The sequence below is a fragment of the Afifella pfennigii DSM 17143 genome (assembly GCF_000688515.1).
GTDB classification, from domain to species: Bacteria; Pseudomonadota; Alphaproteobacteria; order Rhizobiales; family Afifellaceae; genus Afifella; species Afifella pfennigii.
In genome coordinates, this window is sequence record NZ_JHZK01000015.1 from 28689 (window position 1) to 50992 (window position 22304).

General features: G+C 68.0%; 21 protein-coding genes and 1 tRNA gene. 14 read left to right on the forward strand and 8 right to left on the reverse strand.

Annotation, left to right across the window (positions count from 1 at the left end; all coding sequences use genetic code 11):
* Nucleotides 1-10: 10 nt before the first annotated feature.
* Entirely contained in the window at nt 11-361 is a 351-nt protein-coding gene (locus Q331_RS0111590) for a TraR/DksA family transcriptional regulator (RefSeq protein WP_034491943.1), read from the reverse strand.
* Nucleotides 362-566: 205 nt separating this feature from the next.
* On the opposite strand from Q331_RS0111590, the gene Q331_RS21265 reads away from it, so the two are divergent.
* The 4 genes from Q331_RS21265 (at nt 567) to Q331_RS21270 (ending at nt 2900) form a co-directional block, all read left to right on the forward strand.
* Nucleotides 567-1466, forward strand: a complete 900-nt coding sequence (locus tag Q331_RS21265) for a complex I NDUFA9 subunit family protein (RefSeq protein ID WP_034491945.1) — start codon at nt 567-569, stop codon at nt 1464-1466.
* Between the two features lie 149 nt (nt 1467-1615).
* Nucleotides 1616-1921 carry an ETC complex I subunit gene (locus tag Q331_RS0111600; protein ID WP_026380823.1) on the forward strand — a complete coding sequence of 102 codons (306 nt, stop codon included), beginning with the start codon at nt 1616-1618 and terminating at the stop codon, nt 1919-1921.
* 64 nt (nt 1922-1985) lie between these two features.
* Nucleotides 1986-2061 (forward strand) — tRNA-Arg (locus Q331_RS0111605).
* Between the two features lie 413 nt (nt 2062-2474).
* Nucleotides 2475-2900 (forward strand): hypothetical protein, encoded by a 426-nt coding sequence (locus tag Q331_RS21270; protein WP_051631076.1) that lies wholly within the window; start codon nt 2475-2477, stop codon nt 2898-2900.
* 50 nt (nt 2901-2950) lie between these two features.
* Here Q331_RS21270 and Q331_RS0111615 read toward each other — a convergent pair whose 3' ends face one another.
* Nucleotides 2951-4213 (reverse strand): glycerate kinase type-2 family protein, encoded by a 1263-nt coding sequence (locus Q331_RS0111615; protein ID WP_026380824.1) that lies wholly within the window; start codon nt 4211-4213, stop codon nt 2951-2953.
* 118 nt (nt 4214-4331) lie between these two features.
* On the opposite strand from Q331_RS0111615, the gene Q331_RS0111620 reads away from it, so the two are divergent.
* From Q331_RS0111620 to Q331_RS0111635, 4 genes are read left to right on the forward strand one after another with little or no spacing between them, the layout of a single operon-like run.
* Nucleotides 4332-6050, forward strand: coding sequence for an ArnT family glycosyltransferase (locus Q331_RS0111620; RefSeq protein WP_026380825.1), 1719 nt, complete (start codon nt 4332-4334; stop codon nt 6048-6050).
* The gene (locus Q331_RS23075; RefSeq protein ID WP_051631077.1) at nt 6047-6868 is read left to right on the forward strand and encodes a phosphatase PAP2 family protein; all 822 of its coding nucleotides are present in this window, start codon (nt 6047-6049) and stop codon (nt 6866-6868) included. Before Q331_RS0111620 ends, Q331_RS23075 begins: the two co-directional genes overlap by 4 nt.
* Entirely contained in the window at nt 6865-7617 is a 753-nt protein-coding gene (locus Q331_RS0111630) for a glycosyltransferase family 2 protein (protein ID WP_026380826.1), read from the forward strand. The genes Q331_RS23075 and Q331_RS0111630 overlap by 4 nt, the downstream gene beginning before the upstream one ends.
* Nucleotides 7610-7930 (forward strand): lipid-A-disaccharide synthase N-terminal domain-containing protein, encoded by a 321-nt coding sequence (locus Q331_RS0111635; RefSeq protein ID WP_026380827.1) that lies wholly within the window; start codon nt 7610-7612, stop codon nt 7928-7930. The genes Q331_RS0111630 and Q331_RS0111635 overlap by 8 nt, the downstream gene beginning before the upstream one ends.
* A gap of 19 nt (nt 7931-7949) precedes the next feature.
* Here the strand turns inward: Q331_RS0111635 and metC are convergent, their stop codons facing one another.
* Nucleotides 7950-9137, reverse strand: a complete 1188-nt coding sequence (gene metC, locus Q331_RS21280; RefSeq protein ID WP_034491966.1) for a cystathionine beta-lyase — start codon at nt 9135-9137, stop codon at nt 7950-7952.
* Between the two features lie 243 nt (nt 9138-9380).
* Here metC and Q331_RS0111645 point away from each other — a divergent pair, with 243 nt between their 5' ends.
* From Q331_RS0111645 to Q331_RS21285, 6 genes are all read left to right on the forward strand, one after another.
* The gene (locus Q331_RS0111645) at nt 9381-10397 is read left to right on the forward strand and encodes an amino acid ABC transporter substrate-binding protein (RefSeq protein WP_034491949.1); all 1017 of its coding nucleotides are present in this window, start codon (nt 9381-9383) and stop codon (nt 10395-10397) included.
* 103 nt (nt 10398-10500) lie between these two features.
* The gene (locus Q331_RS0111650) at nt 10501-11712 is read left to right on the forward strand and encodes an amino acid ABC transporter permease (RefSeq protein ID WP_026380829.1); all 1212 of its coding nucleotides are present in this window, start codon (nt 10501-10503) and stop codon (nt 11710-11712) included.
* Nucleotide 11713: 1 nt separating this feature from the next.
* Nucleotides 11714-13099, forward strand: coding sequence for an amino acid ABC transporter permease (locus tag Q331_RS0111655; RefSeq protein WP_026380830.1), 1386 nt, complete (start codon nt 11714-11716; stop codon nt 13097-13099).
* 86 nt (nt 13100-13185) lie between these two features.
* Nucleotides 13186-13902, forward strand: coding sequence for an amino acid ABC transporter ATP-binding protein (locus Q331_RS0111660; protein WP_245615628.1), 717 nt, complete (start codon nt 13186-13188; stop codon nt 13900-13902).
* Nucleotides 13903-14021: 119 nt separating this feature from the next.
* Nucleotides 14022-15503 (forward strand): hypothetical protein, encoded by a 1482-nt coding sequence (locus Q331_RS0111665; RefSeq protein WP_026380832.1) that lies wholly within the window; start codon nt 14022-14024, stop codon nt 15501-15503.
* 74 nt (nt 15504-15577) lie between these two features.
* On the forward strand, nt 15578-16831 hold the full coding sequence (locus tag Q331_RS21285; RefSeq protein ID WP_051631078.1) for an AI-2E family transporter: 1254 nt from the start codon (nt 15578-15580) through the stop codon (nt 16829-16831).
* A gap of 135 nt (nt 16832-16966) precedes the next feature.
* On the opposite strand, the gene Q331_RS21290 is transcribed toward Q331_RS21285, so the two are convergent.
* The 5 genes from Q331_RS21290 to Q331_RS0111700 form a co-directional block, all read right to left on the reverse strand.
* On the reverse strand, nt 16967-18841 hold the full coding sequence (locus tag Q331_RS21290) for an OmpA family protein (RefSeq protein ID WP_034491951.1): 1875 nt from the start codon (nt 18839-18841) through the stop codon (nt 16967-16969).
* Nucleotides 18842-18908: 67 nt separating this feature from the next.
* Nucleotides 18909-19472: a GNAT family N-acetyltransferase gene (locus Q331_RS0111680; RefSeq protein WP_026380833.1), complete on the reverse strand. Its 564-nt coding sequence runs from the start codon at nt 19470-19472 to the stop codon at nt 18909-18911.
* The gene (gene sseA, locus Q331_RS23715) at nt 19469-20314 is read right to left on the reverse strand and encodes a 3-mercaptopyruvate sulfurtransferase (RefSeq protein WP_034491953.1); all 846 of its coding nucleotides are present in this window, start codon (nt 20312-20314) and stop codon (nt 19469-19471) included. The genes Q331_RS0111680 and sseA overlap by 4 nt, the downstream gene beginning before the upstream one ends.
* Before the next feature lie 6 nt (nt 20315-20320).
* Nucleotides 20321-21052 carry an alanyl-tRNA editing protein gene (locus Q331_RS23720; RefSeq protein ID WP_026380835.1) on the reverse strand — a complete coding sequence of 244 codons (732 nt, stop codon included), beginning with the start codon at nt 21050-21052 and terminating at the stop codon, nt 20321-20323.
* Nucleotides 21049-22095 carry a cysteine synthase A gene (locus tag Q331_RS0111700; protein WP_026380836.1) on the reverse strand — a complete coding sequence of 349 codons (1047 nt, stop codon included), beginning with the start codon at nt 22093-22095 and terminating at the stop codon, nt 21049-21051. The genes Q331_RS23720 and Q331_RS0111700 overlap by 4 nt, the downstream gene beginning before the upstream one ends.
* Between the last annotated feature and the right edge of the window lie 209 nt (nt 22096-22304).

Genomic DNA, 22304 nt, shown 5'->3' on the forward strand with positions numbered 1-22304 from the left:
CAGGGCCGCCTTAGCCGAGGCGGGCGCAGGCGAGGCAGCTGCGGACAATCGGGTCGGCGCGCAGCCGGCCGATGGCGATCGGCTCCTCGCAGGTGAGGCAAAAGCCGTACTCGCCGGCCTCCATGCGCGCCAGCGCCGATTTCAGCCCGCGCAGGCGCGCCTCGCGCCGCTGGCTGGAGGCGAGCGCCATCGCCTGGCGCTGCATGGCGTCCATGCGCGACAGCCGCCCGACGCTCTGCTGGTCGAGCGTCACCGGCCGGCTGTCCTCCGCCGCGGCCGCGCTCACGGCCGTCAGCTCGGCGAGCTCGTCCAAAATGCGCCGGCGCAGTTCCTCCATCTCGGCCGGCTCCAACTCGTCCATCCGATGCCTTTCCGCCGGTCCTTGCGGGCGCCGGCGCCTTTCCATGTCGCGTTCTGCTGCACGGATCCTATCGGCCGCGCTCCGCATCGCAAGGCGCGTGCGCCCATTCGCCGACAGGGTCGACGAGGGAACCGGATCGCCGCGCCGGCCGTTGCGGCGCAAGGGTGCGGCAAGCGCAGGCATTCGCGATGAAAGAAATCACCCAATGAAAGACATCGCCGTCTTCGGCGGCACCGGCTTTCTCGGCCGGCGCATCGTTCGCCATCTCAGCGACAGGGGCTGCCGGGTGCGGGCCGTGGCGCGCCATCCCCCGCATGAGACGCCGCCGAACGTCATGCCGTTGAAGGCGGACATCTCCAGGCCGGAGACGATCGAAGGCGCCATCGCCGGCGCCGATGCGGTGGTCAACGCCGTCAGCCTCTATATGGAGACGGGCGAGGCGACCTTTCGCACCGTGCATGTGGAGGCTGCCGCCCGGCTTGCCGGCGCCTGCGCGGCGGCTGGTATCGGCGAGTATCTGCAGATTTCCGGCGTCGGCGCCGATCCGGCTTCCGATTCCCCCTATATCCGGGCAAGGGGCGAGGGCGAGAAGGCGGTTCTTGCGGCAAAGCCGGATGCGATGATCCTTCGCCCCTGTGTCATGTTCGGGCCCGAGGACGGTTTCCTGTCGACGCTGGCGAGCCTGTTGCCGCGCGTGCCGGCTTTTCCGCTTTTCGGCCGCGGCGAGGCGCGCATGCGGCCCGTCTATGTGGAGGATGTCGCCGAGGCGGTGGCGCGCCGCCTCACCGACGTCGCGCCGGAGCGGCTCTACGAGCTCGCAGGCCCGCGCATCTACACCTACCGCCAGGTGGTGGAGACGGTTGCCGACGAGCTCGGACTGCGCCGTCCGATCCTGGTGCCGACGCCCTTTTCCGCCTGGAAGGCGGCTTCCTTCGCTGCAAGAAGCCTCGGGCGGCGCGGCGTCACCATCACCGAGGTGGAGCTGATGGAGCGCGACAACCTGCCGGGCAACCGGCCGGGTTTCGCCGCGCTCGGCATCGCCCCGACCTCCATCGAGGAGGTTCTGCGCGCCGTCTATCTGAAGCCCGCCTCGTCCGCCGCATAGGTCGGGCGCTCTGGCGGCGAGCGGCCTGCGGCCTGCGGCCGGGCATGCGCGGCGGGTATCGACATCTCGATGGCGGCGGACTATCTGAGCGGCAACGAGGCGGCGCCGGCGAGGCGCCCGGAAAGGCAGATCGGGGGATCGGGCAAGACATGCAGGCGCGCATTTTCAGGCCGGCGCGCACGGCGATGAGTTCCGGCGAGGCGAAGACACGTCAGTGGGTGCTGGAGTTCGAGCCGGAGGCGCGGCGCTCCATCGAGCCCTTGATGGGCTATACGGCCTCCGCCGATATGCGCGCCCAGGTGCGGCTGCGCTTCCCCACCAAGGAAGAGGCGATCGCCTATGCGGAGCGCAACAACATCGCCTACCGGCTGTTCGAGCCGAAGGAGAAGAAGCGCGCCAGCATCTCCTATTCGGACAATTTCCGCTACAATCGCCAGGTGCCCTGGACGCATTGAGACGCGGGCACGGCGACAAGGCACATGGCCGGCATGGCGGGCCGGCCTCAAGCGCAAGAGCTTCGGCCCCGTAGCTCAGTGGATAGAGCACCGGCCTTCTAAGCCGATGGTCGCAGGTTCGAATCCTGCCGGGGTCGCCATTCTCTGACGTGTCCATTCCGCTCGATCACGCCCTGGACCGGCCCGGTATCTGCCTTAGAGCGCGTCATACCTTGCTGGAAGCAGTTCTGTTTTGGTTTCGGCGAGGCGAGCGACAGGAGAGACGCGCAACGCGATGCGGGGCATCGGGCGAGCGGCTCGACGCGGCGAGCGCCCGCCGAAACAAAACCTGAAAGGCCGGGGGCTTTTGCGCCCAATCCTTCGGTGCTCGGCTCGTCCGTAGCCCCGCTACGGCCTCGCCGATCCCCTCGCCCTTGCCGCAAAATCCCCGCGGCAGAACGATTTCATCAAGGCATGACACGCTCTAGCTTCGCCTCGGCGGCCGTCGCCGACCCGAGCTCCGCTCGCCGCGCGCCGTCTTTTCGCCCTAGCATGTCGCCAGCATAGGCACGCCATGGCTTCGACCGTCGATCCTTCGCCCCTTTTGAACGCCGGCCGGCCGGTATTGCGGCGACGGGCGGCGCTCGCGCTCGCCTGTCTTGCCGCCGCCGCGCTCGCATTCCTGGCCGGCGATCCGGCGCCTCGGCTCGCCGCCGACGCGGAGACGGCGCGCCTCCTGCGGGGCATGGCGCTCATCAAGGCGGTCTTCGTCCTGGCGGGTTTCGCGCTTTTGTGGTGGCGGCTGAAGAGCCCGGTCGCGACGCCGGTCCTTGCCGGTTATGTCGCGCTCCTGGCGCTGATGGCCGGCGCTGCCGTCCTCGTCTGGCAGCTCAGCTTTCTTGCCTTCACCTCGCTCGTCTTCCACGCCGCGCTCATCGGGCTTGTGCTTCTCGCCTGGCGCGACGATGGCCTGGACAAGGGCGTGCTCGCCGGCCGCTGAGCCGGCTCGCATTCCGCTTGGCTGGCATCGCCGGCTTGATTCGATTTCTCTCAAAGCGCCAGGATCGCCCTGAAATCGTTGACATTCGTCAGCGTCGGCCCGGTGACGACGAGATCGTCCAGGGCGGCGAAGAAACTGTAGGAATCGTTGCCGGCGAGCGCCGCCTGCGCGTTGAGGCCGAGCGCGGCCGCCCGCGAAAGCGTGTCCGGCCCGGCGAGCGCGCCGGCATTGTCCTGCGAGCCGTCGATGCCGTCGGTATCGCAGGCAATCGCGTAGACGTTCTTTTCGCCCCTCAGCGCCAAAACGAGCGCCAGGAGGTATTCGGTGTTGCGCCCGCCGCGGCCTTTCCCGTCGCCGCTCATCGTCACGGTCGTCTCGCCGCCTGAGAGGAGGACGAAAGGGGTCTGCAGCGTATGTCCGCGCAGCTTGTGCAGGACGAGGCCGGCATGGCTCCTCGCCAGCTCGCGTGCCTCGCCCTGAAGCGCGTCGCCGAGGATGATCGGGAAGACGCCTTCCATGCGCGCCGTCGCCGCCGCGGCCGCCAGCGCGCGTGCCGGCGTGGCAATGAGCCGGAACTCGGCGCGCGCAAGCCGCCTGTCGCCGGGCTTCGGCGTTTCCGCTTCCGCCGAGGCGAGCCAGCCATGCGCCGCATCGGGGATGTCGATTTGGTAGCGCTTCAGGATCTGCAGCGCCTCAGCCGCGCTGGTCGTGTCTCCGACCGTCGGTCCTGAGGCGATTTCGGCCGGATCGTCGCCCGGCACGTCGGAGATGGCCAGCGTCACCGTCCGGGCCGGGAAGGCGGCGGCGGCAAGCCTTCCGCCCTTGATCGCCGACAGATGCTTTCTGACGCAGTTCATCTCCGAGATGGGCGCCCCGCAGCTCAGCAGCGCCCGGCTCAGGGCCTGCTTGTCGGCGAGCGTCAAGCCCGGCGGGGGAAGGGTGAGCAGCGCCGAGCCGCCACCGGAGATCAACGCGATGACGAGGTCGTCCTCGCGAAGGCCGGAAACGAGCTCGAACATCCGGCGGGCCGCATTTTCGCCGGCTGCGTCCGGCACGGGATGGGCCGCTTCCACGATTTCGATTCGCTGGCAGGGGACCGAATGGCCGTAACGGGTCACGACCAGGCCGCCGATCTCGCCCGGCCAGACGCTTTCCAGAGCTTTCGCCATGGCGGCCGAAGCCTTGCCCGCGCCCACGACGATAGTGCGGCCGGCGGGCGGGGCGGGCAGGTGAGGGGACAAGGACAGCCGGGGATCGGCCGCCGCGACGGCTGCGTCGAACAATCCGCGCAGGAAGGTCTTTGGGTCTTTCACGCTCGCCGCTTTCCTCCCCGCCATATCGCCGCGGTCGGTAAACGCTGCGCGCCACGCTTGCGCGCCGGCAAGACCCGGCTTAGCACCAGCCGGCAAGTGACGAAAGGCTGACGGACGCATGGCTCCGGCAACACACCATCCCTCGCCGCTGATCGGCGCGCCTGCGCGCCTGCCGGGCATGGCCGGGCTCATCGTGGTGATCGCCGCGCTGTTTCTCTTCCTGCCGGGCATTTCGGTTCTGCCGCCGATCGACCGCGACGAGGCGCGCTACGTCCAGGCGACGAAGCAGATGCACGAGAGCGGCGACTATATCGACATCCGCTTCCAGGACGAGCCCCGCCACAAGAAGCCCGTCGGCATCTACTGGCTGCAGGCGGCGGCCACCGCGCCCTTCGGCGGCGCCGAGGCGCCGATATGGGCCTACCGCCTGCCTTCGCTCGCCGGCGCCGTGGCGGCCGCGCTCGCCACCTATCTGGCCGGCCTTGCGCTCTTCGGCGCCCGTGCCGCCTTCGCCGGCGCGCTTCTGATGGTCTCCACCATCCTGATGACCGTGGAGGCGCGTCTGGCCAAGACGGATGCGGTGCTGCTGGCTCTCACCGTCTTCGCCATCGCCGTTCTGGCGAGGGCCTGGATGGAGGGCCGGCAAGAGCCGGGCGCTTCGGCTCGCTGGCTGGCGCCGCCGCCGCCGACGCCGCTTTCGCGCCCGCTCGCCCTCGGCTTCTGGGCCGCGCTCGGCGCCGGCATCCTCATCAAGGGCCCCGTCATCGTCATGGTGGTGGGGCTGACGCTTGTCGCCCTTCTTCTCGCCTCGCGCTCGCTGGCGGTCCTGAAAAGGCTGTGGCCGTTGCAGGGCCTCCTCCTCATGCTGGCGATCGCCGTTCCCTGGTTCGTCGCCATCGCCATTCGTTCGGAAGGCGCCTTCTTCACCGCCTCGCTCGGCCAGGACATGCTCGCCAAGGTGGCGAGCGGCCAGGAGAGCCACGGCGCGCCGCCCGGCACCTATCTGGCGCTGTTCTTCGCCACCTCCTGGCCGTTGGCGCCCTTCACCATCCTCGCCGCGCCCTTTCTGCTTTTCGCCTGGCGCCGGCCCGCCGTCTTCTTCGCCCTCGCCTGGCTGGTGCCGAGCTGGCTCGTCTTCGAGGCCGTGCCGACCAAGCTGCCGCATTACGTCCTGCCGCTCTATCCCGCCCTGGCGCTGTTGACGGCCGCCGCCATCGAGGAGGGCTTTCTGGTGGCCCGGCGCGCCTGGCGCTATGTCGCCGGCTTCCTTCTGGCGGCGGTGCCGGTCGTCGTCGCCATCGGCGTCATCGCCCTGCCGCTCTATCTGGAGAAGCGGCTGCCGGCCGGTACCGATCTCGCCGGCATCGGCGCCGCCGTTCTCGGCATCCTCGGCGCGCGCGCCATTCTTGCCGAGCGCGAGGAGCGCGCCATCGTCCTGTCGGTTTTCGCGGCCGCGCTGATGTATCTCGGCGCCCTCCAGCTCGGCTTTCCCACGCTCGATGCCATCCGCGTCTCCGAGCGCGCCGTCGCCGCGGCGCAGGAGGCGGCGCCATGCGAGGCGCCGCGCCTTGCCGCGACCGGCTATACCGAGCCGAGCCTCGTCTTCTTCGCCGGCACCGATACGCTGCTCGCCCCGCCGGCCGACCTTGCCGCCTTCCTTGCCGAGGAAGGCTGCCGCCTCGCCCTGGTGGAGGCGCGCCAGGAGCCGGCCTTCCTTGCTGCGGCGGCTGAGAACGGCATTGCCGTGGAGCGCGGCGAGGCCGTTTCCGGCTTCAACTACTCGCGCGGCCAGAGCGTCACGCTCGCCGTCTACCAGCGCCAGCCGGAGGCCCGATGATCCGACCCACCGAGGGCTGGAACGAGGCCGCCAGGTCCACCTTCCGGCGCGGGCGCGAGCGGGCCTTTCACGTCTCGCGCTTCGTGGCGCGGCGCCGGCGCGACGAGCGCCTGAAGCCGCTGCAGGTGACCCCGCTTACCGTCTTCAACCTCGCCATCCTCCTGGCGAGCCTTCTGCTTCTCGTCTTCGTCCTCGCCGATCCTTATCTCGTCGCCTTCCAGGCCAATATGCAGCCGGAAGTGCGGGGCTTCCTCGTCTTCGTCACCGATCTCGGCAAGTCGGACTGGATGCTCTTTGCCGCCGGCGGCTTCCTCGTCTTCCAGCTCTTCCGCGACGTCTCGTTCTACGGCTTGCGCCAGCGCGCCGCCATCCTGCGGGCCTCCGCCGCCGCCGCCTATGTCTTCGTCGCCGTGGGGGCGACGGGGCTTTTGGCCCTCGTCCTGAAATACGGTATCGGCCGCGCCCGTCCGCGCCATTTCGAGGCGGAGGGCGTGGCCGCCTTCCATCCCTTCTCCACGGAGGCGAGCTGGGCGAGCTTTCCCTCCGGCCACGCCACCAACGTTGCCGCCCTCGCCATGGCCCTGGCGCTGCTTTTTCCCAAGGCGCGCATCGCCGTCCTGGTCTTCGCCTTCTGGATCGCCGTCAGCCGGCTTGCGACGCGCTCGCATTATCCGACCGACGTCATCGCCGGCTTCATCCTCGGCTGCGCCGGCGCCTGGCTGACGGCGCGCCTTTTCGCCAAATGGCGGCTGGTCTTCCGCCTGGATCGCGACGGCAGGCTCCGTCGGCGCCGCATTGCAGAAAGCGACAGGATATGAATGTGAGCCAAACAAAGACGCCGCCGGATATCTCCGTCGTCGTGCCGTGCCGCGACGAGGCCGGCAATATCGGCGGCCTCATCGACGAAATCGCCGCCGCGCTTGCCGGCCGCGCCTTCGAGATCCTCATCGTCGACGACGGCTCGCGCGACGCCACCGGCGAGACGGTGCGCGCCAAGCATCGAACGCTTCCTGCCGTTCGCCTCCTGCGCCACGATGTCAGCGCCGGCCAGAGCGCGGCCATCCGCACCGGGCTGCAAGCGTCCCGCGGCGCCGTCCTCGTCACGCTCGACGGCGACGGGCAGAACGACCCCGCCTACATCCCCGCGCTGCTTGAGGCGCTGGAGGCCGGCGGTGAGGAAACGGCGCTCGCCGCGGGCCAGCGCCTCGGCCGCAAGGCGAGCTTTGCCAAGCGCTACGGCTCGCGCATCGCCAATTGGGCGCGGCGCAGCATGCTCGACGACCGGGTCCGCGACACCGGCTGCGGCCTGAAGGCGATCCGCCGCGCCGTCTTCCTGCGCCTGCCTTATTTCGACGGCTGGCACCGTTTTCTGCCCGCCCTGGTGCGCCGGGAAGGCTTTGACGTGGCGCTCGTTGATGTCGTCGACCGCGAGCGCCGGCACGGTACGTCGAAATACGGCATCTTCGATCGCCTATGGGTCGGCATCGCCGACCTCTTCGGCGTCTGGTGGCTGGCAAGGCGCCGGCGGGTGCGTCCGCAGATCAGCGAGGAGCGAATGGATGGCTGAACTCTGGAACTGGATCGAGCGGGTCTTCATCGACCAGTTCAGCCTATGGATCGTGCTCGGCTTCGTGGCGCAGTTCATGTTCATGATGCGCTTTCTCATCCAGTGGCTGGCGAGCGAGCGGGCGGGGCGGTCCGTCGTGCCGGTCGCCTTCTGGTTCTTCTCCGTCGGCGGCGGCTTTCTCCTCTTCATCTACGCCATCCACCGCCAGGACCCGGTCTTCATCCTCGGCCAGGGGCTGGGCCTCTTCATCTACGGGCGCAACCTCTGGCTCATCTTCAAAGAGCACCGCTCGGCGCTGGAAAAGACCGACTGAGGCCCGCCGGCCTCATCCCTCAGCCGATGGCGGCGAAGGCCGCCTCAAGATCGGCGATCTGATCGGCGACGTCCTCCAGGCCGATATGCAGGCGGATGACCGGGCCGCCCGGCCAGGGGCGCACCGTGCGCGCTGCCGAAAGCTCGCCGTAGGAGGCAAGGCTCTCAAAGCCGCCCCAGGAATAGCCGAGGCCGAAGAGACGGAGGCCGTCGAGGAAGCGCTCGGCGGCAGCCTCGTCCCCCTTGAGCTCGAAGGCGAACAGGCCGGTGGAGCGGCCGAAGAAGCGCTGCCAGTTGGCATGGCCCGGACAGGAGGAGAGGGCAGGGTGCAGCACCCGCGCCACCTCCGGCCGGCCGGCCAGCCAATGGGCGACTTCCAGGGCCTGCTTCTCGTGCTGCTCGATGCGCACCTTCATCGTGCGCATGCCGCGCATGGCGAGATAGATTTCGTCGGGGCCGGCCTGAATGCCGAGTTCGGTATGGGTGCGCGAAAGCCGGGCGGCGTGGCGCTCATTGGCGCTGACGGAGCCGAGGAGAAGATCGGCGTGGCCGCCGACATATTTGGTGCTCGCCTGGATGGAGAAGTCGAAGCCATGCGCGATCGGCCGGTAGATGAGCGGCGTCGCCCAGGTGTTGTCGATCATGGTGATGGCGCCGGCAGCGCGTGCCGCGTTGAGGATTTCCTGCAAATCCGGCGTCTCGAAGGTGATGGAGCCCGGCGCCTCGGCGAAGACGGCGTTCGCGCCGTTCTTCAGCGCTTCCTTCAGGCCCGACAGATCCATCGGGTCGTAATAGGTCGTGCCCATGCCGAGCCGCTTCAGCGTTCCCTCGCAGAAGCGCCGCGTCGGCCCGTAGACATTGTCCGGCACCAGGATTTCCTCGCCCGCCGAGACGCCGGCGAGGATGGCGAGCGAGACCGCCGCGAGCCCGGAGGGTACCAGAACCGTGGCCGCGGCGCCTTCCAGCTCCGACCAGGCCGTGTTCATCGCTTCGATCGTCGGCGTGTTCGTCAGCCCGTAGGAATAGCGGCTGGTGCGCCGATGCTTCATCTCGTCTGCGGAGGCGAAAAGGACGGTGGAGGCGCGCACCAGCGGCGGGTTCACAAAGCCATGGAAATCTGCGGGCCGACGCCCGCCATGGGTGAGGATTGTCGCCGCCTTGCGCGGTTTCTCGCCAGGGTTGCGCCCGTCCTCGTGCTTTGAGCTCATCGAATTCTCCGCCACATGTCGTTGCCTTTCATGGATTTAGAGCCTGTGATCAAGACGATAGTCGAACGCGGCCAGGGGCGTCACAGTCTTGACCGAAGCCTTGAGATAGCTTTCGATGGCCGCACGGACGGGGTCGCGTCAAGCAGCGTCTGGCAGGGAAAAGGTGAGGCGGACAAACTTGCTTTGGTTGGACGATGCCGCACCACCGTTCGAGAAGTAACCGGTGAACAGGAAAATCGTCACATGAAAAAACCTATTCTACCGCTCCTTGCTGGGGCGGCCTTCGCACTGACGGCCGCTTCAGCTTCGGCAGCGACGCTTGATGACATCAAGGCGAAGGGAACGCTCCAGTGCGGCGTGAGCCAGGGCCTGCCTGGCTTCTCCAACCCCGATGCGCAGGGCAACTGGTCCGGCATCGACGTCGATACCTGCAAGGCGATCGCCGCGGCGGTTTTCGGCGACGCCTCCAAGGCGGCCTTCACGCCGCTCTCGGCCAAGGAGCGCTTCACGGCCTTGCAGTCCGGCGAGGTGGATGTGCTGACCCGCAACACCACCTGGACCATGACCCGCGACACCGATCTCGGCCTCAACTTCACGGGCGTCAACTACTATGACGGCCAGGGCTTCATGGTGCGCAAGGATCTCGGCGTATCCTCCGCTCTTGAGCTTTCCGGCGCCAGCGTGTGCACCAACACCGGCACGACCACCGAGCTCAACCTGGCGGATTATTTCCGCAAGAGCGACATGGATTACGAGGTCGTCGCCTTTGAGAAGGCCGACGAGGTCGTCGCCGCCTACGATGCCGGCCGTTGCGACGTCTACACCACCGACGCTTCCGGCCTTTACGCGCAGCGCCTGAAGCTCGCCAATCCGGACGATCATATGATCCTGCCGGAGATCATCTCCAAGGAGCCGCTCGGCCCGGTCGTCCGCCAGGGCGACGATCAGTGGTTCAACGTCGTCAAATGGACGCTGTTTGCCCTCGTCAATGCCGAGGAGCTCGGCGTCAACCAGGAGAATGTCGAGGAGATGAAGGATTCCGACAACCCGGCCATCAAGCGGCTGCTGGGTACGGAAGGCTCGTTCGGCGAATCCATCGGCCTGTCTTCGGACTGGGCGGTGAGCGCCATCAAGGCGGTCGGCAATTACGGCGAGATGTTTGAGCGCAATGTCGGGCCGGACACCGAGCTCGGCATCGACCGAGGCCTGAACCGGCTTTGGACGGACGGCGGCATTCAGTACGCACCGCCCGTACGCTGATGGGAGTTCCAGCCCGGCCGGCTCATCCGGCCGGGCTTTTTGCTGGCGTGTCGCCGCGCCCAAGATGGCGAGCGCCGGCACCTAACATGCAAGCCGAGGGGACATGGCTGTTCAGGATGCATTGCCGGGCCGCGTAGGCTCGGGCGGCAACGCTGTGCTCAACGACCAGCGCGTGCGGGGAGTGATCTTCCAGGTCCTCCTCATCGTTGCCATCGTCAGTTTCGCCTGGTGGATTATCCACAACACGGCCGTCAATCTGCGCGCCCAGGGCATTGAGTTCGGCTTCGACATCATGCTCGATTCAGCCGGCTTTCAGATCAACCAGACGCTGATCGACTATCAGGAGACCTCCTCTTACGTGCGGGTCTATTTCGTCGGCCTGTTCAACACGCTCCTGGTCTCCCTGATCGGCATCATCATGGCGACGATCATCGGCTTCGTCGTCGGCATCGCGCGTCTTTCCAATAACTGGATCGTTGCCAAGGCCGCCTACGTCTACATCGAGGTGCTGCGCAACATCCCGCTGCTCCTGCAGATTTTCATCTGGTATTTCGCCGTCCTGCGGCTGTTGCCGCCCAAGCGGGAGGCGATCGACCTCGGCCCGCTGGGGCTTCTCAACATCGCCGGCTGGTATGCGCCGAGCCCGGTTTTCGGGCCCGGCTTCGACTTCGTCGTCGGGGCCATCCTCCTCGGCCTCGCCGCCTCGTTCCTCATTCGCGCCTGGGCCCGTCGGCGGCAGATGGCGACGGGCGAGCGGTTTCCCGTCTTCTGGACGGCGCTTGCCCTCGTCGTGGCGGTGCCGATCGTGGTCTATTTCCTCGCCGATGCGCTGACGAAGGGCGCGCCGCTGACGATGGAATACGCGACCCAGGGCAATTTCGGCCCGCGCGGCGGCACCCGCATCTTTCCCGAATTCATCGGCCTTCTCTTCGCGCTCTCCTTCTACACGGCCTCCTTCATCGCCGAGATCGTGCGCGCCGGCATCCTTGCCGTGCCGCACGGGCAGACGGAAGCCTCGTTCTCGCTCGGCCTGAGGCCCGGCCACACGCTGCGCCTCGTCGTCATTCCGCAGGCGCTGAGGGTGATCATCCCGCCGCTCACCAGCCAGTATCTGAACCTGACGAAGAACTCCTCCCTGGCGGTGGCGATCGCCTATCCCGATCTCGTCTCGGTCTTCGCCGGCACCGCCCTCAACCAGACCGGCCGGGCGGTGGAGTTCATTCTCATCACCATGGCGACCTATCTGGCGATTTCGCTCGTCACCTCGGCCTTCATGAACTGGTACAACAGCCGCGTCGCCCTGGTGGAGAGATAAGATGTCCGACATCCAGGCCGAATCCGATCTCACCTATGTCCGCGAGGAGATGCTGGCGGAGGCGCCGCCGCCGGTGCGCGACAAGGGCGCCGTGGCGTGGCTGCGCAAGAATCTCTTCTCTTCCTGGCTCAACGGGGCGATGACGGTCCTTGCGCTCTACGTCATCTGGGTCATCGTCCCGCCGCTTCTGAATTTCGCCTTCTTCGACGCGGTTTGGGAGGGGGCGAGCCGCGAGGCATGCGCCACCCAGCAGCAGGGCGGCGTCCAGCCGAACGGCTGGTTCGGCGCCTGCTGGCCCTATATCGGCGACTACTTCGCCCAGTTCGTCTACGGGCGCTATCCGATCGACCAGCGCTGGCGCGTCGACATCGTCTTCGCCCTCTTCGTCATCGGCCTGGTGCCGCTTTTGATCCCCTCCGCGCCCGCCAAAGGCCCCAACATCGTCTATATGGCGGTCATCTTTCCCGTCGTTGCCTTGCTTCTCCTTTCCGGCGGCGATTTTGAGTACGGTTCGTTCATCGGCATCGGAGAGGCGCTGGCCTCGGCCGCATATGACGCCGGCTTCTGGATCGATTATGCGCTTCTGGCGCTGGTATTCCTCGGCTTGGCCTTCGCCTGGGCGAAAGCCACCGGAGCGCATGCGCTGGAGCCGATCAAGCTCGTCCTGGTGATAATGGCGGCGCTTGCCGTTCTTCTCTTCCTCCTCGGTTTCGACTTCGGCCTGGAATCGGTCCCGACCTCGGTCTGGGGCGGCCTGCTGGTCACGCTGGTCATCGCCGTCACCGGCATCGCCGCCTCGCTGCCGCTCGGCATCCTTCTCGCTCTCGGCCGGCGCTCCGACATGCCGATCGTGCGCTTCGTCTGTGTCGTCTTCATCGAGTTCTGGCGCGGCGTGCCCTTGATCACTGTCCTGTTCATGTCCTCCGTGATGCTGCCGCTCTTCCTTCCCGAGGGCGTCTCCTTCGACAAGCTCTTAAGGGCGCTCATCGGCGTCGCGCTCTTCTCCGCCGCCTATATGGCGGAAGTGGTGCGCGGCGGTCTGCAGGCGATCCCGAAAGGCCAGTACGAGGGCGCCGACGCGGTGGGGCTCGCCTATTGGCAGAAGATGCGCCTCATCATCCTGCCGCAGGCGCTGACCCTCGTCATTCCGGGCATCGTCAACACCTTCATCGGCCTGTTCAAGGATACGACGCTCGTTCTCATCATCGGCCTGTTCGACTTTCTCGGCCAGATCCAGTCGAGCTTCACCGATCCGAGCTGGGCGACGCCCGTCCAGGCGGTCACCGCCTATCTCTTCGCCGCCTTCGTCTACTGGGTCTTCTGCTTCGCCATGTCCCGCTATTCGATCTTCACCGAGAACCGCCTGCGGGCGGGCCATCAGCGCTAGGAAACACCCCGATGAGCGACACCCTTGCCGACGACACCATCCCCCAGACCCGGCCTGCCGAAGAACGGTCCGGTCCGGCCATCGAGATGCGCGACGTCAACAAATGGTTCGGCGAGTTCCATGTCCTGCGCGACATCAATCTGAAGGTGCGCCGCGGCGAGCGCATCGTCATCTGCGGGCCCTCCGGCTCCGGCAAGTCGACGATGATCCGCTGCATCAACCGGCTGGAAGAGCATCAAAAGGGCGACATTTTCGTCGACGGCATCGAGCTGACCAACGACCTGAAGAAGATCGACGAGATCCGCCGCGAGGTCGGCATGGTCTTCCAGCACTTCAACCTCTTCCCGCATCTGACGATCATGGAGAACTGCACCCTGGCGCCGATCTGGGTGCGCAAGATGCCCAAGCGCGAGGCCGACGAGATCGCCATGACCTATCTGGAGCGGGTGAAGATTCCCGAGCAGGCGCACAAATATCCCGGCCAGCTTTCCGGCGGTCAGCAGCAGCGCGTGGCCATCGCCCGGGCCTTGTGCATGAGCCCGCGCATCATGCTCTTCGACGAGCCGACCTCCGCCCTCGACCCGGAGATGATCAAGGAAGTGCTCGACGTCATGGTCGATCTCGCCGGCTCCGGCATGACCATGCTCGTCGTCACCCACGAGATGGGCTTTGCCCGGCAGGTGGCCAACCGCGTCATCTTCATGGATGCCGGCCAGATCGTGGAGCAGAACGAGCCGGAAGCCTTCTTCACCAACCCGCAGCACGACCGCACCAAGCTCTTCCTGTCGCAGATCCTGCACTGACCGGCCGCGGGCCGCGACGCGCCTCCGCCGGCGCCGCGGCCCGCGACGCCTAGAGCGATTCTTGCCCTTTCCGCTCGCTCGGCGCACAATCGGGCGTTGCAGCTTGCGGAGGGTAAGCCATGCGCAGGAGCATCTACGCCGTCTTGGCGCTAGCGGCTCTCGCCGCGGCGGCCGTGTTGCTGTGGTCGGAGATGGCGCCCTCGCCGCAAGAGGCGGAGCCCGGCGAAGAGGCGAGCGCCGCCCTTGGCCCCGCGGAAGGCGAGCCCGTGGAAGACGGGCCCATGGAAGGCGAGAACCTCTCGCCGCCGGCGTCGGAGCTGGAAAGCCTGGCCGCGATCGTCTGGGACGAGATCGAGGCTTCCTTCTCCGCCGAACGCTTCACGCAGGCAACGCGCGACACCAGCGAGACGCGACAGACAGAGGTGCGACAGAGCGAGGCCTTCCTTCAGGAGCTGGTGCGCAGCGGCAGGGGTGCGACGGGCGAGCTGGTGGCGCGGCTGGAACGTCCGCGGCCGCCAAGACCGAGCTCGCCCTCCGCGACGGAGATGGCCAGCGCCGACCAGCAAACCATGGCCAACGCCGACCGGCAGAGAACCGCCAACGCCGATGCGGGCGAGGAGACCGCCATCGCCTCCGCCAATCAGGACATCATCGCCAGCCTGCCCGAGCAAGCCGCGCAATCGGCGGTGAACCCGGTCGCCGAGGCCTTCGATCCGCCCTTCGCTCGGCCGGCCCAGCCGGTGGAGGAAAGCGCCCCGGCGGCGCCCGCTCAACCGGCTCTGCCGGTGACGCGGCTCTGTATGGAGGAGCCGGATCGTCTCTTCTGCCGCTATCCGGAAGAGATCCAGCGGCGGGTGGAGGAGCGCGACTACGCCTTCAAGGTCGACGAGGAGATGCTTTACCGCGAGCCGGTGACGGTGACGCTGCTGATCGAGCCCCGGCTCGGCTCGCGCTTTCGCAGCGAGGTCGAAGGGCTCGGCGGCAAGCTGGCAGAGGGCCTCGTCCTGGTGCCGCGGCGCGGCGAGATGGCGGCCGAGCTGACCGGCGGTGCTTTCCACATCGCCCCGGCCGGCCGGGAGCGCCGGCTGCTCGGCTATACCACGGCGATGCAATGGGAATGGCAGGTGACGCCGCAGCGCGGCGGCCGGCATCCTTTGACGCTGCGCATTTTCATGCGGCTCGACACCGAGCAGGGGCTGCAGGAAGACCGCGTTGCCGCCGAAGCGCGTGTCATCGAGATCGAGATTTCGCCGGCGCAGCGCGTGGGGGCCTTCTTCTCCGACAAGAATCCGTGGATTGTCGCGGCCAGCCTGTCGGCCGGGGTCGTCGGCTGCGTCTTCGCCGGCCTTTCCCTGCGCCGGCGCCCCAACGATGCGGGCGGCTTGCGCCGGGCGGAAGCTGAGCGCGCGCCGCTGCGAGGCGCCGCGAGCGAGCCGCAAATTGTGGAGGCCCGTCCGGGGAGCGGGCCGCAGCAGCCGGACGTCGTGGCTCAGCCGGCAAAAACCGTTCCTCCGCCGGCAAGGCAAAGCGAGCCCGAAGCGCCGCCGCGGCCTTCCGCCGAGGCGCGAGACAGGCCCGCCAAACCGTCCCGGCAGGCCTAGGCACGGCGGCGCGGGCGGAACTGTCCGTGTTCTAGCGGCGTTCTAGGCGGAACCGGCCAAGCCCCTGAGTTCCGATGCATTCCAAGACAACGAGGTCGACGCCGAAGGCGCCGAAGCCAGAACCGAGCGGCGATCCCGCGCTGCCCTCTGGCGCCGCCGTGGCCGAGGCGAGGCAAACGCAATCTGCGCCAACCGACCGGCCCGCCGTCATTCTTGGTCCCTCCTGGGCGCTGATCGGCCTCTTCCTCATCGCCGCCGTGGCCGCGCTCTATCTCGCCAAGGGCTTTTTCCTGCCGGTGGTGCTGGCCTTCCTCTTCGCGCTCACCTTGAGCCCGGTCGTGCGCTTTCTCGCCCGCCGGCGCGTGCCGGAATGGCTGAGCGCGGGTGTGCTCGTCGCCTCGGCCTTTCTGGCGCTGCTGCTCGGATCGTACTTCCTCAGCGCGCCCATCGGCGAATGGATCGACCGGGCGCCGAGCATCGTGCGCGAGCTGGAGCGCAAGGTCGGGCATCTGCGCGGCTCGGTGGAGCAGCTGGAGCGCGCTTCTGAGGAGGTGGACAAATTGACCGGCGGCGAGGAGGGCGAGCCGGGCAGGGCCCAGGAAGTGGTGCTGCGCGAGCCGGGGCTCCTCACCAATGTCGCCACCAGCACGCCCGACATATTGGCGCGGATCCTCCTTTGCCTCGTGCTGCTCTTCTTCCTGCTCGCCTATTCGGGGCTCTTCTACATCAAGCTCGTGCGCTCCATGTCCTCGCTCAGCGACAAGAAGCGGGCGCTTCGGATCAGCTACGACATCGAGCGCGAACTTTCGCGCTATCTCTTCACCGTCGCCTTCATCAATACCTGCCTTGGCATCGCCATCGGCATCGGCATGTGGCTCGTCGGCATGCCAAATCCGGTTCTGTGGGGGCTGCTCGCCGCGCTCCTCAATTTCATCCCCTATGTCGGCGCGATGGTCGGCACCGGCCTTGCCGGCATCGTCGGCATCGTCACCTATCCAACGCTCGGCGAGGCGCTCTACGGGCCGCTCGTCTACCTCGCCTGCACTTCCCTTGAGGGCAATTTCATCACGCCCATGGTGGTCGGCCGGCGTCTTGCCGTGAACCCGGTCGCCATCTTTCTGTCGATCGCCTTCTGGGGTTGGCTGTGGGGCTTCGTCGGCATGTTCATCGCCGTGCCGTTGCTGGTGGCGGTGAAAATCTTCTCCGGCCACATCCCGCGCCTGTCGGCGCTGGCGGAATTTCTCTCCGGCGATCCGCGCAAGCTGCCGGAGGAGGAAGAGGCGGAGAGGGAATCGCGGCGCGCGCGCGCACCGCCTGCCGCCGGCTGAGCCCGGCTCTCAAGCCGCGGCGCTCCAAGAATGGCGAAAGGACAGTGAATCGCCAAAAGACAGTGGCGCATCGTGGCGCAAAGGAAAGGCCCGGGCTCGGCCCGGGCCTCGGTTTTTTTGCGCGATGTCGGCCGGCTAGCGCACCTGGCCCTGAACGAGCGGGGTGATCCGGCGCATGGTCACGCGGCGGTTCTGCCGTTCTGGCGCCTCGGTCGGGACTTTCAGATACTGCTCGCCATAGCCCTGGGTGACGAGGTTTTCCGGCGGGATGTCGAAATTCTCCGACAGCACGATCGCCACCGATTCCGCCCGCCGATCCGACAAGGCGAGGTTGTAGAGGTCCGAGCCCACCGCATCCGTATGGCCTTCGATGAGGAAGAGCTCGTTGGGGTTTTGCGCCAGAAGGTCCTCCATGGCGCGGCCGATGCGGGCGAGCTCCGGCACCTCGCTGCGGGCGATGGCGGCGCTGTCGGTGGCGAAGGTGATGGCGTCGAGATCGACGCGCCGCAGCTTGTCGCGCAGCCGGGCGCTGTCGCGCACCTCCTCCAGCGTATAGGCCCGCTCCACCGGCTCCACCGGCGGGGCGGCGAGCGTCTGGCGGAGATCGTCCTGCGATGCCCTGCCGAGATCGACGATATAGCGCTCGCGCGGCAGGTCGTAGCGCAAGGGCGGCAGCGACTGCTCGAAGCGCTCCGCGCGGCGCCGCTCGCGCGGTCCCGCCCAGCGGTCGTCGATCAGCACGATCTCGCGCCCGTCCGGCGTTCGGCGCGTGCGCCGGATGATGCTGCCGTCGTAGTCGCGGATGGTGATGATTTCCGCCCCGTTCGGCCGCGTCACCACGGTGCGCGTGCGGCCCTCGCCGAGATCTTCCACCTCCACGTCGCGGGCCCGGCGCAGCAGCCGGTCGGTCTCGCTGTCGGAGCGGATGTAGCGCTGGCCGTCGCGTTCGATCACGACGCGGTCGCCATAGCTTTCGATGACCCGTCCGGCGAGCGCGCCGGCAGCGGCGCCGAGGGCGGCCGCCGCGCCCGTCCGCAGGGCGTCGTTGTCGTCGTCTCGCCGGCCTTCGGCCTGGCGGCGCTCCGCGCGCAGCTTCTGGCGCAGCTCGCGCATCTGCGGATCGGGCTCCTCGCCGGCGATGCCGAGATTCTCCGGCGCGGCCGCGGCGTCCGGCTGTGCCGTCTCGGCCGGTGATTGCGCGGGGGCGGGGGCCTCCGCGTCGCGCCGGCGCTGGTTGACGGGGACCTGTTCCGGCGCCGTGCCCTGTTGCGTCGTTGCCGGGGCGGCCGGCGCGTTCGCCGCTGGCGCGCGCTCGCCGGCAGGCTCCTCGGCCTGCTGCTGCGCCTCCGGCGTCACCAGGTTGGGTGAGGTCTCTTGCGGCTGCTCGGCGGCCTCGCTCTCTTGCGCGGCAGCGGGCGCTTCTTGCGAAGGCTCCTCTGCCGCCTGTTCCTCGGACTGTTCGGTGAGGGGCGGCTGCTCGTTGACGGGTGCTTCTGCCTCGGCGGCGGGCGGCTCGGCGGCGGGCGATGCTTGTTGCGCAGGCTCCTCGGCGGCCTGTTTTTCCGGCGCCTGCTCGTTGACGGGTGCTTCTGCCTCGGCCGCGGGGGCTGGCTCACCCTGCGGTGCCGCCTGTTCCTGCGCCGCCGGCTCTTCTGCAGCCTCCGGGGCAGGCTGCTCGAGGGTCTGTTCGGCGGGCTGGGGCGGCGCTTCCGCCGCATTGGCGGCCGGCGGCTCTTGCGGCTGCTGCGCCGCCGCCTCGGCGGCCTCCGCCTCCGCCAGAGTTTGGCGCGCGGCCTCCACGGCGGCGCGTGCTTCCTCCACGCCCTGTCCGCTGGCCTCCGCCTCGGCGAGGGCCGCCTCGGCGGCGGCGAGGTTCTGACGCGCCGTCTCTGCTTGCAGCTCTGCCGAAAGATTGGCCTGCGCCAGCACGATCCGGCCCGTATCCGCGGACGCGATGGCCGGGAGCGGCAGCGCCAGCGCGGCGCCGATCATCAAGGTCGAAAATTTCATCGGTTTTCCGTTCGTCCGAGCCCCCTCGGTGAGAGAGGAAACCCGCTGCCGGAAAAATGTTCCGCTTTCAGGGCCGCAGCGCGGCGGCGAGATGGCCGGGCGGCTCGTAGCCCTGCGGCAGGACGAGGCGGTGCTCGCGCCGGCCGACGGGCTGAAAGCCGAGGCGCTGGTAGAGCGGCAGCGCCGCAGGATGGTCCATGGTGCAGGTGTTGAGCGTCATCACCTCCGCGCCGCGCGAGAAGGCCTCGCTGACCGCCGTGCCCAGCAGCCACGGGCCGAGCCGGCGCCCGGTCCATTCCGGCATCAGCCCGAAATAGACGAGATCGACGCGCGGATGGCCGGCGAAATCGAGCTCGAAATAGCCGGCCGGCGCGCCCTGGGCATAGAGGACGGAGATCTCGATACCCTCGCGACGGATGCGCCTGGCAAGCTCCTCGTCGCTGAGGCCGAGCCGCTCCACCCAGACGAAATCGGCGCCGATGGTGGCGTAGAGATAGCGGTAGAAATGCAGCGGGCAGTCCTCCACCCGCATCAGCGCCAGGGAAAAGCCGCTCGGCTGCGGCGGCAGCCGGGTCGGCGGCGCAGTCATCTCAAGGTCGGTGATGATGGTCGCGATGGCGCGCTCGCTCATGCCGGGCCTTGCTCCACCGGCGTGTCGTCGCGCCCGCCCCATTCCGTCCAAGAGCCGTCGTAGAGCGCGGTATCGGCCTTGCCGGCGGCCACCAGCGCGAAGGAGAGGATCGCCGCCGTCACGCCGGAACCGCAGGAGGTCACCACCGGCTTGTCCCAATCGACGCCGGCGGCCTCGAAGATCGCCCGGATGCGCGCCGCCTCCACGAGACGCTGCGGCTCGCCCTCGGCGAAAAGCGCATCGAAGGGAAGGCATTTGGAGCCGGGGATATGCCCGCTTTTAAGGCCCGGTCTCGGCTCAGGCTCCTCGCCGCGGAACCGGCCGGCGGGCCGCGCATCGACGATCTGCTCGCCGCTGCCGTTAAGGCTCCGGCGCACGCGGCCAAGGTCGGCGACGGCCGCCTGCAGGAAACGCGGGTGAAAACGCTTGGGCGTCGGCTGCGGCGCCTCGCTGCTGAGGCGATAGCCTGCCGCCTTCCAGGCCGGCAATCCGCCTTCCAGGATACGCACCTGGCGCGCCCCGAAGACCTTCAGCGTCCACCAGACGCGCGGCGCGGAGAACAGCCCCATCCCGTCATAGACGACGATGGTGTCGCCCTCCGACAGCCCGAGCGCGCCGGCCGCCGCCGCGAAGGCGTCCGGATCGGGTAGCATATGCGGCAGGTCGGTGGAGCGGTCTGCGATCGCGTCGATGTCGAAATAGACGGCGCCGGGAATGTGGCCCGCCGCGTATTCCGCCTTGGCGTCGCGGTTCTGCGCCGGCAGGTACCAGGAGGCGTCGACGACGCGCACCTCGTCAAGATGCGCATGCAGCCATTTTGGGCTCACAAGCAGGTCTGACATTTTCTTTCAGCTCTCAAGTCTCAGTCGGATACGCCGGTTCTGCCGGCCCTTCTTTTCCACCTTGCCGAGGGCGAGGCTCCCGATTTCCCCCGTCGAGAGGACATGCGTTCCCCCGCAGGGCTGAAGGTCGATTTCGCCGTCCTTGCCGATGGCGACCAGCCGCACGCGGCCGCTTCCGCTCGGCGGCTTGACGCTCATGGTGCGCACCAGCTCCGGATTGGCGGCGAGCTCTTCCTCGCTGATCCAGCGGGTCGTCACCGGATGGTCCGCCTCCACCAGCGCGTTGAGCGCCTCCCACAGCGCTTCCTTGTCGATGGCGCCGGCATCGGCGATGTCGAAGTCGAGCCGGCTTTCCTCCGCCCCGATGGAGCCGCCGGTGACGGGATAGGGGATGAGCGAGCACAGAAGATGCAGCGCCGTATGCATGCGCATATGCCGGTTGCGGCGCTCCCAATCGAGCACCGCCTGCACCCGCTCGCCGGGCTCCGGCAGCTTCTCCGCGCTTGTCGGCACATGCACGATGGCGGCGCGGTCCTCGCCATAGACGGTGGCGCCGATCTCCACCTCGCCGCAGGCGGCGAGTAGCTTGCCGGTATCGCCGGGCTGGCCGCCGCCGGTGGCGTAGAAGACGGTACGGTCAAGGATGATACCGCCGCGATCGTTGACGGCGAGGACTTCGGCCTCGCAGCTTTGCAGATACGGCTCGTCGCGGAACAGGGGCTCGCTGGGCCCGCTCATGCCGGAACCTCCTCAAAGGGTATCTCGATCTCGGGCCGACGCTCCAGCCAGGCCGGGACCGGCAGCTCCTTGGAGCGCAGGAAGTCGGGATTGAACAGCTTGCTGGCATAGCGCGCGCCATAGTCGCACAAGACCGTCACGATGGTATGGCCCGGGCCCATCTCCTCAGCCATGCGGATGGCGCCGGCGACGTTCATGCCGGAGGAGCCGCCGAGGCACAGCCCCTCGCGCTCCACCATGTCGAAGACGAGCGGGATCGCCTCCTTGTCGGGGATGTTGAAGGGCATGTCGATGGGCGCGCCCTCCAGATTGGCGGTGATGCGGCCCTGGCCGATGCCTTCGGTGATGGAGGAGCCGGAAGATTTCAGCTCGCCATGGGCGTAATAATGATAGAGCGCCGCCCCGTCGGGATCGGCGAGGCCGATCTTGATTCCGGGGTTCTTCTCCTTCAGGAACATGCCGCAGCCGGCCAGCGTGCCGCCCGTGCCGACGGCGCAGATGAAGCCGTCGATCTTGCCGTCCGTATGGCGCCAGAGCTCCGGGCCGGTGCCTTCGAGATGTGCCTTGCGGTTGGCGGTGTTGTCGAACTGGTTCGCCCAGATGGCGCCGTTCGCCTCCTCGCGGGCGAGGCGCTCGGCAATACGGCCGGAGATTTTCACGTAATTGTTGGGATTGCGGTAGGGCACGGCCGGCACCTCGATGAGTTCAGCGCCGGCGATGCGCAGCGCCTGCTTCTTCTCCTCCGATTGCGTCTCGGGGATGACGATGACGGCGCGGTAGCCGAGCGCCTTGGCGACGAGGGCAAGGCCGATGCCGGTATTGCCCGCCGTGCCCTCCACGATGGTGCCACCGGGCTTCAAAAGCCCGCGTTCGACCGCATCGCGCACGATGTACAGCGCCGCCCGGTCCTTCACCGACTGCCCCGGATTGAGGAACTCCGCCTTGCCGAGGATCTCGCAGCCGGTGCGCTCCGAAGCGTGGCGGAGGCGGATCAAGGGGGTATTGCCGATCGTCTCAAGGACGGAGGCGGCGATTTCCGGCATCGGGTACTCCTCGCTTCTCCCGGCTTTGCAGGGCAGGCGAAGCTAGGCCGGCGAAAGGGCGGGTGCAAGGCGGCGATGGAGGCGGGACGTCATCTTTGGGCCCTGGCGATCCACGGCGCAACGGCGCCCCGCTTTAAGGCGTGCGCACAAGCCCGCTTGCCTGCGCGAGGCGTGATGTGTGGGGGGTCCGCGCTGCGCTCGGCATGGCT